Here is an 11,519-nt window from a genome sequence, read left to right on the forward strand (position 1 = left end):
CCGGCCGTACCGGGGTCGCTGGTTGGTCAGGGCGTCCCGGCGGCACTAGGCGGGCGCGACCCGTCACCGCCGGAACACCCCGATTCGGTCAGCAGCCGCGGCGAGTCGTCGCCGCGCGCCTCTTGAGCTTCACGGCCGTCGCGTTGCCCGCGGCCTGCTTGGTTTCGTGGATGGCCTTCGCCTTGCGGACGTTCGGGACGGAGCCGGGCATCGTGGAGTTCTTCATGCCGCGTTCTCCTGGTCGTCGTCTTCGCCAGAGGCGACGGCAAGCGCGCGCTCGGCCAGCGTGTTGGAGAGGTTCACGAGGGCGTCGCCCTCGCCGCGGACGAACTCGTTGTTGGCCGCGAGAGCCTTCCGCTCGGCGAGGATGACGCCTTGCAGCTTCCCGTTCACGTCGCGGAACTGTTCGCCCCACATGCGTTCGGCGAAGGCGACGACTGAGAACGGGCGACGGCTCAACGGCATCCGGTCGATGGGCGTGCGCTTTGAGCGCGTCCTGACCGACAACGGTGCCTGCTACCGGTCCGGCACCTTCCGTCGCCTGATCCGCAGGCTCGGCATGCGTCACCTGCGCACACGCCCTTACACGCCCTTACACGCCACGTACCAACGGCAAGGCCGAGCGGTTGGTGCAGACCAGCCTGCGCGAATGGGCTTACGCCCGGTCCTACGTGAGCTCGCAGCAACGCGCCGGGGCCCTGCAGAGCTGGCTGCATCACTACAACTGGCACCGACTCCACGCCAGCCTCGACTACAAGCCGCCTATGTCCCGAATTTCACTGAACAACGTGGTGGGTTTACACCGCTAGTGGGCCCGGGGCCTGACCAGCAGCGGGTGAGCAGGCTCTTCAACGACGCAGCGGGCCTACTGGTCTGGTCAGGTGCCGCATCCCACTGCGAGGTGATGGCCGCCATGGCCAACCAGCATGAGTCCGGTTTCACCCGGGTCATGCTGCTCCAGCAACTCAACGCCTGGCAGGGGCGGTCGCCCACGGTCTAATCTACGGCCTTAGGTCTGACGTGGCCCAGCTAACCTGCCTACATCCCTGCTATTTTGTGCCCGCATTTGGAACAGACACGTTTGGCCCCATCCCTCTTATAGGCATGCGAACAAGCATGACACTGAAGGTGTGGTGTCGAATTGATCACACCTGAGCTAGGCGCGCAGGCTTGCTCTTGATTCCCTGCGGTTTGATTCGATGCGTCTCTGTCAATTTCGTCAACAGGCAAGCTCACTGCTTTTTTGCTGGCATCGCTGACTACCTTATTCAGACGTGCTCTTTCCCGCTCAGCCAACTCACCTGCGAGCCCAACGCCGATGGCCCTCGCGCTCTTTTGGCTAATTGTCACTTTGATGGGCTGGGAACCGGACGGATTCTTGGCAGTTTCTTTGTCTGCAACCTCAATCGCCGCTTCCAACTCGTCCCATACCCGTTTGACCTCATCGTCAGTCAACAATCCCAAGATGCCCTGAAGGGCCCCAGCAAGTGCTTCTGCGTCGCTGCGCTCAACAACAACCTTCCTCGGCGGATCATTGGTGTCTCCACGATGCCCATCCTTATCGGTGGCACCTCTCAACCCCTTCTCAATAGCCTGCAGTAGTCGCTTGATCTCCTCATCGGACATCGCATCCAATGCCTCCCGCACCTTAGCTCCCCCGATTCCAGCCATGTTGTGATCCATTGTGCTGATACTAGCTGACACACTACAGGGCTCGACCCAGCAGTCACAACTCTTTGCGCCCTAACCACGCGGCGTCGCTCGTTCGTTGAAAAACCCGATGGGCATCTCGATCCAAGCAGCCACCTGCCGCCCCTCCTTCATGGCCGGATTGAATCGCCATTGTTTGATGACGTCGATGGCCGCCTGCACCAGACGATCGGTGGCAGTGCTGCTCACCAGCACGAACGTCAACGGCGATCCGTCCGCCTCCATGTAATGACCCACTGAAAACCTGCTCAGGTGTTAGTTTTCCCAGAGGAGACACCGATGAGCGAAATGATGCAAGGCGATGCTTCAGAGACGGATATTTGATCTATCGAGTCATCCGATTAGCACCACTAGATGTGTAAACCCACCACGTTGTTCAGTGAAATTCGGGACATAGGCGGCTTGTAGTCGAGGCTGGCGTGGAATCGGTGCCAGTTGTAGTGATGCAGCCAGCTTTGCACGGCCCCGGCGCGTTGCTGTGAGCTCAGGTAGGACCGGGCGTAAGCCCATTCGCGCGGGCTGGTCTGCACCAAGCGCTCGGCTTTCCGTTTGTGCGCGGTGTGTAAGGACGTGTGCGCAGGTGACGCATGCCGAGCCTGCGGATCAGGCGGCGGAAGGTACCGGACCGGTAGCAGGCACCGTTGTCGGTCAGCACGCGCTCAAAGTACACGCCCAAGCTGCGGTAGTAACGCACGGCCTGGAGCAGTGCCCAACCGCGACGTTCACCGCCAGGGCCAGCACCAAGGAACATCCAACCACAGTTGTAGTTGCAAAGGCCCGCCACTGACTGACGGGACGAGCACATGCCAGCGCCCTCTTCGGCATGCTAGTTTTGCCATATTAGACCGATCCAATAGGTGCGGGATGAAGCAGCTTGGCGCGACCCTGTTAGTGCTTGCAGCAACCGTGGCAACCTCCTCGTTGGCAGCGCCTTCAGCGCTGGCGGCCTCGCCCGCCGCCGACGCGGCCGCCTACGCCGCCGTGAACCCCTTCATCGGCACCGGCGGCGAAGGCCATACCTATCCGGGGGCGACGGTCCCTTACGGCATGGTCCAGCTCTCGCCGGATACCCGCATCCAGTCGCGCAAGAACGGCTATGGCTGGGCAGCTGGCTATCGCTATGACGACAACACCATCGTTGGCTTCTCGCATACACATTTCTCCGGCACCGGTCACTCGGATCTGGGTGATCTGCTGCTGATGCCAACCACCGGCGAGTTGAAGCTGGAACGCGGCAACCCCGATCAGCCCTTGAGCGGTTATACCTCGCGCTTCAACCATGCCAGCGAGACCGCGCAGCCTGGCTACTACGCGGTGACGCTGGATGATTACAAGGTGCGCGCCGAGCTCACCGCCAGCGCGCGCGTCGGCATGCACCGCTACAGCTTCCCCGCCGGCAAGCCGGCACATGTCGTGCTCGACCTGCGTACCAGCATGTATGACTACCCGGGCAAGATCCTGTGGTCGCGCTTGCGGGTGCGGGCCGATGGCACGGTTACCGGCTTCCGCGAGACCCGCGGCTGGGCGCCGGGCCGGCAGCTGTATTTCGCTATGCGTTTCTCGCAGCCACTCAGCGGCCATCAGCTGCACGACACCGAGCAGGATGTCGTCTACAAGGGCTTCCCGCCGCCGGGCGAGAAGGATCCGACGCAGCGCGCGCAGATCGAAGGTCGGCAGTTGGTTGCGGCCTTTGATGTGGTGCCGGACGCCGGCAAGCCGTTATTGGTGAAGGTGGCGATCTCGCCGGTCAGCGAGGAAGGCGCGATTGCCAACCTGGATGCGGAAGCGCCGGACTGGGATTTCGATGGCATGCGCGCGGCGGCGAAACAGCAGTGGAGCGAGGCGCTGGGTGCGGTTGAAGCACAGGGCAGCGCGGATGAACGCACCCGCTTCTATACCGCGCTGTATCACACGCTGCTTGGGCCAACCTTGTTCATGGACAGCGATGGCCGTTATCGCGGGCCGGACAACGCGGTGCATCAGGCCAAGGGCTGGACGAACTATTCGACGTTCTCGCTGTGGGACACCTATCGCGCCCTGCACCCCTTGACCACGCTGGTCCAGCCGCCACAGCGCACCAATGATTTCGTCAATTCGCTGCTGGCGTCACGCCGCGAAAGCCCTTACGGCGTGCTGCCGGTGTGGTCGTTCCATGGTCTGGAGACCTGGTGCATGATCGGCTACCACGCGGTGCCGGTGATCGCCGATGCCTATATGAAGGGCATCCGTGGCTACGACACCGACGAGGCCCTGCAGGCGATGGTCGCCAGCGCAAACTACGGCCCGTACGATGGCATCGCGCAGTACCGCGAGCTCGGCTATGTGCCGATCGATGAGGAAGGCGAAGCGGCCAGCAAGACGCTGGAATATGCCTATGACGACTGGACCATCGCACAGGTGGCCAAGAACATGGGCAAGACCGAGGTCGCGAGCGAGTTCAACAAACGTGCGGCGAACTGGAAGCATGCGTTCGACCCGGGCACCGGCTTCATGCGGGCGCGCAAGCGCGATGGCAGTTTCCGCGAGCCGTTTGATCCCAGCGCCAGCGGTTACGGCACGGATTTCACTGAAGGCAATGCCTGGCAGTATTCCTGGTACGTGCCGCAGGACGTTGCCGGATTGGCGGCGGCGCATGGTGGCAGCGACCAACTGCTGCAGCGCTTGGATGATGTGTTTGAAGCCAAGGTTGATCCGTCGATCTTCGCGCACATGGAAGACATCACCGGACTGATTGGCTGGTACGCGCATGGCAACGAACCCAGCCACCATGTTGCCTATCTGTATGCACATGCCGGGCAGCCGTGGCGCACGCAGGCGCGTTTGAAGCAGATCATGGATACGCAGTACGCGGCGCGGCCGGATGGTCTGGCTGGAAATGATGATCTGGGGCAGATGTCGGCTTGGTATGTATTTACTGCGCTGGGTTTCTATCCGGTTACGCCGGGTAGCAACCAGTACATCATCGGCCGGCCGTTCCTGCCGCAGGCGACTTTGAATCTGTCGAATGGGAAGCGTTTCAACATCGTTGCTACCGGGCTGGATGCTGCGCATACGTATGTTGGTTCGGTGAGCCTCAATGGCAAGCCGTTGGATCGGGCGTATGTGACGCACCAGGAGATTGTTGCTGGTGGCGAGCTGCGTTTTACGATGCAGGCTGAGCCGAACAAGTCCTGGGCTGCGGATGCGGCGACGTTGCCTTATTCGATGTCGCGTTGATTGGGATGGGGCTGTTGCTGGGCGATGACCTGTTGGAAGGAGCACGCTTCGCGCTCCCCTCTCCCCAACCCCTCTCCCGCAAGGGGAGAGGGGCTAAAGCTGAAGCCCAAGCCCAAGCCCAAGCCAAAGCCAAAGCCAAAACCAAAACCAAAACCAAAACCAAAACAGGATTCCCCTGCCCGCTCCCCCTTCCACAAAGAGAAAGGGCAGAAGCTGCTAGATTGCAGCGCATGCCAATCCGCCCCTACCAACGTGCTGATGCCGATGCCTGCCTGTCGCTGTTCGACAGCAATGTGCCCGAGTACTTCACGCCAGCCGAACGCGCAGACTTCGCGCAGTTTCTGCAGCGCGATACGCAGGGTTGCGACTATCAGCTGATCGAGCACGATGACCGGGTTGTCGCCTGCGGCGGCTTGGCGATACGCGACGATGGCGTCGCCGTTTTCTGCTGGGGCATGGTGGAACGCAGCCTGCATCGGCAGGGCTTCGGCAGGCAATTGAGCATTGCGCGTTTACAACAGGCCAGACAGAGCCCGAACGCGAAGCGCGTGGAGCTCAGCACCAGTCAGCACACGCAGGACTTCTACGCGCAGCTCGGTTTCAGCGTGACCCGGGTCGTGGCGGATGGCCACGGCCCGGGGCTGGATGCGGTCGAGATGGTATTGGTGCTGCGCGCGGAGTGAAGCAGCTATCAGCTGCTGGACAGCTTCATCAGCACCAGGCCGCTGACGATCAGCACCGCCGCGCCAATACGCATCGCGCTGATCTGCTCGCCGAGGAAGATGATGCCGATGATGAACGCGCCCACCGCGCCGATGCCGGTCCAGATCGTATAGGCGGTGCCCAGCGGCAAGGTGCGCATGGCCAAGGCCAGCAGCCAGAAGCTGGCGATCATGCCGATGATGGTGACGATGCTGGGAACCAGCTTGGTGAAACCGTGGGATTGCTTCATTGCCAGCGCCCAGACGATTTCCAGCACACCAGCGATCACGAGATAGATCCAAGCCATACAGCCTCCTAGAGAAGCCAGGCCGTCCTGGGTGAAGTCCCGTGATGGGCGGAGGTCGTCCTCCGTTGGGTGGGCATTCTATCCAAGCCGGGCGTTTGGGGCCGCTAAACGGCGGCTGCGGGTTACACGGGGTTCAAGCCGGAACGCTGGTCGGCTGGTGCATGCATACGTTACAATCGCCGCACACGATCAGGACCTGCTCCAGTTTGTGTCCGGTCCATGAAGCATCGGCGGCTGATCATCGCATCGCCCCAGCCTCTCGTATCGTGAATGGCCGCGCCTAGCGCGGCCAAACCGTCTCTATGGTGGCCCCGTCGGCCCCTCGCGACGCTAGGTCGAAAATCCCGCCAGGGCCGGAAGGCAGCAACGGTATCGATCGACGCGGGCGCCGAGGTAAGCCGGCGGGGTCGCCACCTTTTTGGGCCTTGGAAAATGATTCCGCTGTTGAAGCGGTGATCGCGCTTGCGCGCTCTGCAGCCTGGGCAAGCCCAGCGCACCCTGGGCTTTGGTGGATTCTGCGTGCTTTCGGCTTCGGGGTGATGCCTGCTGGCTTATCCAGCCCGGCTCCGGCTTGCCCTCACCCCAACCCCTCTCCCGCTGGCGGGAGAGGGGCTCGGATATCGTTTCTATTGAGTTGCTGACAGGTCATGCAGCTCCGCGACTTTTACAGCCGCAACAGCGATGACTCGCGACTCAGCCCTCAAACGGCTCCGCACGCGGTGCCGTGGGCTCGGCCAACACAACACACTCACCCGGCATCGCCACGCGGTGGCCACGGGCGCGCAGTGCTTCGCCGTCGGCGGCACTGGCGTAGTGGTAAAGCATCATCCGCGCCTGGGTGGCGGCATCGTACTCGCGCTCAAGATCATCCACGCCGGTATGCGAAGGATTGCCGTGCAGACCGCAGTCGTGGGCGATCAATTCATTGTCACCAGCAAAACGCACCAGCATTTCCGGAATCGGGCGGGTGTCACCGCTCCATACCAACGCACCCTGCAGGCGCAGGCCATAGGCGGTTTCCGGCCAGTGATGGCGCACCGGGAACACTTCCAAGCGCACACCTTCATGCCAGAAGGCATCGCCAACCACGATCAGCTGGAAGGCATCCCAGAAGTTGGCGCCGCCTTCGGCCAGCACGTTCGGGTAGTCGCCTACCCGTTTGTGCAGCAGCGGCACCAGCGGCGCCGGCACATACAACCGCACCTTGCCGCGCCGTTGCGGCTTGAAGAAGGCATCGACGAACAGGCGCTCGAAGCCGGCCACATGGTCCAGATGGATATGGGTGACGAACAAGGCATCCGGCATGGCGCCATAGTGATCGCGGTAGGCGGTCAGCCCTTCGCCGCCGCAATCGATGGTCAGCCATGGCTGGCTGCCGTGCTCGATCACCGACATCGGCGAACCCAGCTCCACCGCCGACGCATTGCCGACGCCAAGGAAACGCAACGCCCAACTCATTTCACACGCCCCGGTTCCAGGCCAGATCATAGGCGCGGCGCAGCCGCGCATAGTCCTGCTCCACATCCTCGCGGCTGCGCGCGCCGCGCAGCTTCAGCAGGGAGCGCAGCAGGCGCTTGAGGTTGCGCTCGCGCCAGCGGGTAGCCGGAATGCGCAGCACACCTCGGTCAAAATCAATCAGCCAGCCACGGCCGGCATCGTCAAACAGGATGTTGTGGGCATTAAGATCGGCGTGATCCAGGCCCGCGCGATGGAAGCGCGCAATCATCCGCCCAGCCTCTTCCCACGGCGCACCGCGGCCGGTGACCTGCGCGTGATCGGCCAGCGAACGCACATCTTCCAGCCGCTCCATCAGCAGCGCCGCCTTGTAGCGCAGGCCTTCGCGCATATAGAACGCGGCATAGGGCCGCGGCACCGGCAGCTTGCGCACGATCAGCTCGCGCATCAGGCGGAACTCGGCAAAGCTGCGGGTGCGGTTGGCACCACGCCACAGATAGCTGCTATGGCTGATTTTGGCGGCGACACCGCCGCGCAGGTACTGGCGCAGCACGCTGCGGCCGAACGGCGCGTCGATGAACCATGCTCCGCCACGTCCGCCATCGCCCACCGGATGGGCCTTGCTACCCCATTGCGCAGGCGCGAACAAACCGGGATCGGCTTGCCGCAGGCGTTCGCGGTCGAACAGAATGGCGCCATAGCCGCGACCATCGCGGCACGGCGTCAGCGCTTCAGTGGCGTCAAATGCGACCATCTTTACGAGTCTAACAACACATGCCTGCATCGTCCTCCCCGTTGTGTCTTTTGCGCCTCTCGGCATTGGGCGATGTCACCCATGTGGTTCCGCTGGTACGCACCCTGCAGCAGGGTTTTCCGGGCACACCGCTGCATTGGGTGATCGACAAGGCCGGCCACAAGCTGCTGGATGGCTTGCCAGGGGTCAGCTTCCACGTCTACGACAAGAACAGCGGCTTGGCCGGCATGCGTGCGCTGCGTCGCGAATTTCCGGCGGGCCGTTTCGATGCACTGCTGCAGATGCAGGTCGCCGCGCGCGCCAACCTGCTGTCGGCCTTCATCCCGGCCAAGCGCCGCATCGGCTACGACAAGTCACGCTCCAAGGACCTGCACGGGCTTTTCATCAATGAGCGCATCCCTGACCGCCCAGGCATCCACGTGCTCGACGCCATCGGCAGCTTCTGCGAGCCGCTGGGGCTGAAGCAGACCGAGGTCAGCTGGGATCTGGCCACACCGCCGGAAGCGCATGAGTGGGCGCGTGCACAGTGGGACGAGGATGGCCGCCCGGTGTTGATGATCTCGCCCTGCTCCAGCCACCAACGCCGCAACTGGTACGCCGAGCGCCACGCCGCACTGGCCGACCACGCCGCAAGCCAGGGCTGGCGAGTGGTGCTGTGTGGCGGCCGCAGCGAGTTGGAGCGCAGCACCAGCGACGCCATCCTCGCCGCGATGAAGCACCCGGCGCTGGACCTGGTCGGCAAGGACACGCTCAAGCAGCTGCCCGCGCTGCTGGCTCGCGCCTCACTGCTGGTCACCCCGGATTCGGGTCCGATGCATATCGCCAATGCGGTCGGCACCAAGGTGCTGGGCCTGCATGCGGCCAGCAACCCGGCGCGCAGCGGCCCCTATTCCGACCGCCGCTATTGCGTGGACCGTTATGACGATGCCGCCCGCCGCTATCTCAACAAGCCGGCCAGCGAGCTGAAATGGGGCACCAAGATCGAGTTCGACGATGTGATGTCGCTGATCACCGTGGATGATGCGATTGCCGCGTTCGAGCGTTATCGCGCAGATCATCTGGGCTAAAGCCCAGCTTTGTAGGAGCGGCGTAAGCCGCGAAGCTGGCCATCCTGCGGCGCCAGGTATTCCTGCCATCTGCTGATCTACGAGCTTCGCGGCTTACACCGCTCCCACAAGGCGGATTTAGTTTTTCTTGTGGGAGCTGCGTCAGCTGCGAAGCTGGCGATGCTGACGCACCCGGCATTACTGCCATCTGATGATGTACGAGCTTCGCGGCTCACGCCGCTCCTACAAAACAGATTCAGCCCGCTCGGTAGTCCTGATAGGACTTCTCTTCCACGTAGCTGGAACCCAGCGCCAGGTTGATGGCCTTCTTGATGCGCGCGCGCTCGTCGTTCTGGACGTAGACGCTGCGGGCCAGCTGCACGAACTCCTCATCGAAGGCCTGCGCCTTCTCTTTCAGGCGGATGTCGTCCTCGATATCCCAGAGCCGCTCATTGACCGCCTTCAACTCGGTTCGCAGCGCCGCGATGTCCTGCGCGGCAGCCGGATGCGTGGCCCAGGTGCTGTCCAGCGCGTTCAACTCATTGCGCACATTGGCCAGCTTTGCCGCATCGCTCATGCGCTCAGACTTGATCTGCAGGATGGAGATCTTGTCGAGCAGCTCGCCAAAAGACACCGGCACCAGAATTTCGGACATGAAGGACACCTTCGTAACGTGGCCGCTAGTTTAACCGCTCGCCATCAAACCGCCGGAGCAGGATGAACCGCAGGTCGCACTACAGCGGGAGCGGCTTGCACCAATTTACCACTCAAATGATAATGATTCTCATTATTGAACATGAGAAAGGTCCATGCGCGTCGATTCCTCCCACTTCCCGCTGGTCTGGCTGGACCATGATCCGATCACTGCAGACAGCACAGACAAGGTGCTTGCAGACATGTCCGAGCTGTTGGCCCGCGAACAAGCCTTCGTCTACCTCGCTTCCGGCGGGTTCGACCAGCCCGAACCGGATATCGACGAACGGCGCAAAGTCGCCAGCTGGATGAAGGCCAACAAGCCCGCCATCGTGCGCTTGATCAAAGCACACCTGCACATCGCCGACAGCGACGAAGCCCTGCACAAGGCAACCGAGTTCAGCCGCTTCTTCGAAAATTTCTGGGGCTACCCGATGCTGGTCGTCGCCACCACCGCTGAAGCAGAAGCCAAGGCTGCGGAACTTCTGCACTGAGCAAGCGACAGCAGCGCACGAAGGATCTTGATAGCGCCCAAGAAAAAAGCCACCCGAAGGTGGCTTTTTTCAGTATCTGGCGGAGAGGGGGGGATTCGAACCCCCGAGGCGCTATAAACGCCTGCCTGATTTCGAGTCAGGTACATTCAACCGCTCTGCCACCTCTCCAGATGTCCCCGGCGAACCGGGCTGCGAATGATAAGGGGCATCGGCTGCGCGGACAAGCGGTTTTTAACAAAAAAGCACTATTGGCAATCCACGCGCTGCATTCCGCCAGCCAAACGAGTGTTTGCAGGCGCTTGCCGTACACCTCCATGAACGCGATGATGCAGTGACCTTCACAAGTGAAACACCGCCCGCTCGGGCACTCATGATCGAATTCGGACACCTCAGTCACGTCGGCCTGCGCCGCCAGCTCAATGAAGACACCTACTACGGTGACGGCGAGCTTGGCCTGTGGTTGGTGGCCGATGGTATGGGCGGCCACGCCTGCGGCGAGGTAGCCAGCGCACTGGCGCGCGAAACCATCGTGCGCGAGGTACGCAACGGCGCTTCGCTGGTACAGGCCATCCGCACCGCCGATGAGGAAATCATCCGCAGCTCACGCCGCCGCAACGACAGCCTGCCGATGGGCACTACCGTGGTCGCCGCACGCGTGCAGGGCAATCGCTTCGAAGTTGCCTGGATTGGCGACAGCCGCGCCTATCTGTGGCGCGACGGCAAGCTGGGCCAGCTCAGCCAGGACCATAGCTACGTGCAGGAGCTCATCGCGCAGGGCACGCTCACCGCCGAGCAGGCGCGCGCGCATCCGCACCGCAACGTGGTTACCCAGGCATTGGGTGTGACCGATCCGGCCCACCTCAACGTCGCCACCACCACCGGCGAACTCCGCCCCGGCATGCAACTACTGCTGTGCAGTGACGGACTTACCGAAGAAGTCGACGATACCGGCCTCAGCGAAGCACTGGGCCACGGCGACTGCAGCGCGCAGGAATGCGTGGATGCGCTGGTCGCCGCCGCACTGGATGGCGGCGGCTCGGACAACGTGACCGTCGTCCTGGTCCGCAGCCCCGTATGCACGGGCCCAGCGGTTACGTTAAAGCCCCCCCCCGCTCCAGCCCGCTCCCACCCCCCACGCGCCC

Annotated in this window: 12 protein-coding genes, 1 tRNA gene, 1 other RNA gene and 3 pseudogenes; 7 read left to right on the forward strand and 10 right to left on the reverse strand. The window is 62.6% G+C overall.

Annotation, left to right across the window (positions count from 1 at the left end; translation table 11 throughout):
* Window positions 1-88 precede the first annotated feature (88 nt).
* On the reverse strand, window positions 89-226 hold the full coding sequence (locus ACVOLR_RS16865; RefSeq protein WP_481537468.1) for a hypothetical protein: 138 nt from the start codon (window positions 224-226) through the stop codon (window positions 89-91).
* A complete protein-coding gene (locus tag ACVOLR_RS16870; protein ID WP_481537478.1) occupies window positions 223-507 on the reverse strand; it encodes a hypothetical protein in 285 nt (94 codons plus the stop codon). Before ACVOLR_RS16870 ends, ACVOLR_RS16865 begins: the two co-directional genes overlap by 4 nt.
* Here ACVOLR_RS16870 and ACVOLR_RS16875 point away from each other — a divergent pair.
* Window positions 470-809: pseudogene (locus ACVOLR_RS16875) on the forward strand (integrase core domain-containing protein); the annotation flags it as partial. The gene ACVOLR_RS16870 and the pseudogene ACVOLR_RS16875 overlap by 38 nt on opposite strands.
* Before the next feature lie 229 nt (window positions 810-1,038).
* Here the strand turns inward: ACVOLR_RS16875 and ACVOLR_RS16880 are convergent.
* The 3 genes and pseudogenes from ACVOLR_RS16880 to ACVOLR_RS16890 form a co-directional block, all read right to left on the reverse strand.
* Window positions 1,039-1,683, reverse strand: a complete 645-nt coding sequence (locus ACVOLR_RS16880) for a hypothetical protein (protein ID WP_481537469.1) — start codon at window positions 1,681-1,683, stop codon at window positions 1,039-1,041.
* A gap of 60 nt (window positions 1,684-1,743) precedes the next feature.
* On the reverse strand, window positions 1,744-1,935 hold the full coding sequence (locus tag ACVOLR_RS16885; protein ID WP_481537477.1) for a TonB family protein: 192 nt from the start codon (window positions 1,933-1,935) through the stop codon (window positions 1,744-1,746).
* Between the two features lie 125 nt (window positions 1,936-2,060).
* Window positions 2,061-2,419: pseudogene (locus ACVOLR_RS16890) on the reverse strand (integrase core domain-containing protein); the annotation flags it as partial.
* Window positions 2,420-2,574: 155 nt separating this feature from the next.
* Here ACVOLR_RS16890 and ACVOLR_RS16895 point away from each other — a divergent pair.
* Window positions 2,575-4,926 carry a GH92 family glycosyl hydrolase gene (locus ACVOLR_RS16895; protein ID WP_481537470.1) on the forward strand — a complete coding sequence of 784 codons (2,352 nt, stop codon included), beginning with the start codon at window positions 2,575-2,577 and terminating at the stop codon, window positions 4,924-4,926.
* Window positions 4,927-5,156: 230 nt separating this feature from the next.
* The gene (locus tag ACVOLR_RS16900; RefSeq protein WP_481537471.1) at window positions 5,157-5,609 is read left to right on the forward strand and encodes a GNAT family N-acetyltransferase; all 453 of its coding nucleotides are present in this window, start codon (window positions 5,157-5,159) and stop codon (window positions 5,607-5,609) included.
* 8 nt (window positions 5,610-5,617) lie between these two features.
* Here ACVOLR_RS16900 and ACVOLR_RS16905 read toward each other — a convergent pair whose 3' ends face one another.
* The gene (locus tag ACVOLR_RS16905; RefSeq protein ID WP_303749102.1) at window positions 5,618-5,935 is read right to left on the reverse strand and encodes a DMT family transporter; all 318 of its coding nucleotides are present in this window, start codon (window positions 5,933-5,935) and stop codon (window positions 5,618-5,620) included.
* 311 nt (window positions 5,936-6,246) lie between these two features.
* On the opposite strand from ACVOLR_RS16905, the gene ffs reads away from it, so the two are divergent.
* Window positions 6,247-6,343: signal recognition particle sRNA small type (ffs, locus tag ACVOLR_RS16910), an RNA gene on the forward strand.
* A 285-nt stretch (window positions 6,344-6,628) separates the two neighbouring features.
* Here the strand turns inward: ffs and ACVOLR_RS16915 are convergent.
* Together ACVOLR_RS16915 and ACVOLR_RS16920 are read right to left on the reverse strand one after the other, a co-directional pair.
* Complete coding sequence (locus ACVOLR_RS16915) at window positions 6,629-7,393, reverse strand: MBL fold metallo-hydrolase (protein WP_481537472.1); 765 nt, start codon at window positions 7,391-7,393, stop codon at window positions 6,629-6,631.
* A gap of 1 nt (window position 7,394) precedes the next feature.
* Window positions 7,395-8,144 (reverse strand): 3-deoxy-D-manno-octulosonic acid kinase, encoded by a 750-nt coding sequence (locus tag ACVOLR_RS16920; RefSeq protein ID WP_481537473.1) that lies wholly within the window; start codon window positions 8,142-8,144, stop codon window positions 7,395-7,397.
* Between the two features lie 20 nt (window positions 8,145-8,164).
* Between ACVOLR_RS16920 and ACVOLR_RS16925 the strand changes: the two genes are divergently transcribed.
* Window positions 8,165-9,211, forward strand: a complete 1,047-nt coding sequence (locus ACVOLR_RS16925) for a glycosyltransferase family 9 protein (protein ID WP_481537474.1) — start codon at window positions 8,165-8,167, stop codon at window positions 9,209-9,211.
* Between the two features lie 235 nt (window positions 9,212-9,446).
* On the opposite strand, the gene ACVOLR_RS16930 is transcribed toward ACVOLR_RS16925, so the two are convergent.
* Window positions 9,447-9,845 carry a DUF6165 family protein gene (locus ACVOLR_RS16930; RefSeq protein ID WP_481537475.1) on the reverse strand — a complete coding sequence of 133 codons (399 nt, stop codon included), beginning with the start codon at window positions 9,843-9,845 and terminating at the stop codon, window positions 9,447-9,449.
* Window positions 9,846-9,999: 154 nt separating this feature from the next.
* On the opposite strand from ACVOLR_RS16930, the gene ACVOLR_RS16935 reads away from it, so the two are divergent.
* Window positions 10,000-10,377: a hypothetical protein gene (locus ACVOLR_RS16935; RefSeq protein WP_481537476.1), complete on the forward strand. Its 378-nt coding sequence runs from the start codon at window positions 10,000-10,002 to the stop codon at window positions 10,375-10,377.
* Window positions 10,378-10,454: 77 nt separating this feature from the next.
* Here the strand turns inward: ACVOLR_RS16935 and ACVOLR_RS16940 are convergent.
* A tRNA-Ser gene (locus tag ACVOLR_RS16940) sits at window positions 10,455-10,545 on the reverse strand.
* Window positions 10,546-10,747: 202 nt separating this feature from the next.
* On the opposite strand from ACVOLR_RS16940, the pseudogene ACVOLR_RS16945 reads away from it, so the two are divergent.
* A pseudogene (locus ACVOLR_RS16945) lies at window positions 10,748-11,446 on the forward strand (PP2C family protein-serine/threonine phosphatase); the annotation flags it as partial.
* Window positions 11,447-11,519: the final 73 nt, after the last annotated feature.

The sequence above is a fragment of the Stenotrophomonas sp. STEN030 genome, assembly GCF_056759995.1.

Bases quoted from the DNA above. Each gene is read 5' to 3' on its own strand.
- ACVOLR_RS16865 (WP_481537468.1), bottom strand. From the start codon at position 226: ATGAAGAACTCCACGATGCCCGGCTCCGTCCCGAACGTCCGCAAGGCG.
- ACVOLR_RS16880 (WP_481537469.1), bottom strand. From the start codon at position 1,683: ATGGATCACAACATGGCTGGAATCGGGGGAGCTAAGGTGCGGGAGGCA.
- ACVOLR_RS16885 (WP_481537477.1), bottom strand. From the start codon at position 1,935: ATGGAGGCGGACGGATCGCCGTTGACGTTCGTGCTGGTGAGCAGCACT.
- ACVOLR_RS16895 (WP_481537470.1), top strand. From the start codon at position 2,575: ATGAAGCAGCTTGGCGCGACCCTGTTAGTGCTTGCAGCAACCGTGGCA.
- ACVOLR_RS16900 (WP_481537471.1), top strand. From the start codon at position 5,157: ATGCCAATCCGCCCCTACCAACGTGCTGATGCCGATGCCTGCCTGTCG.
- ACVOLR_RS16905 (WP_303749102.1), bottom strand. From the start codon at position 5,935: ATGGCTTGGATCTATCTCGTGATCGCTGGTGTGCTGGAAATCGTCTGG.
- ACVOLR_RS16915 (WP_481537472.1), bottom strand. From the start codon at position 7,393: ATGAGTTGGGCGTTGCGTTTCCTTGGCGTCGGCAATGCGTCGGCGGTG.
- ACVOLR_RS16920 (WP_481537473.1), bottom strand. From the start codon at position 8,144: ATGGTCGCATTTGACGCCACTGAAGCGCTGACGCCGTGCCGCGATGGT.
- ACVOLR_RS16925 (WP_481537474.1), top strand. From the start codon at position 8,165: ATGCCTGCATCGTCCTCCCCGTTGTGTCTTTTGCGCCTCTCGGCATTG.
- ACVOLR_RS16930 (WP_481537475.1), bottom strand. From the start codon at position 9,845: ATGTCCGAAATTCTGGTGCCGGTGTCTTTTGGCGAGCTGCTCGACAAG.
- ACVOLR_RS16935 (WP_481537476.1), top strand. From the start codon at position 10,000: ATGCGCGTCGATTCCTCCCACTTCCCGCTGGTCTGGCTGGACCATGAT.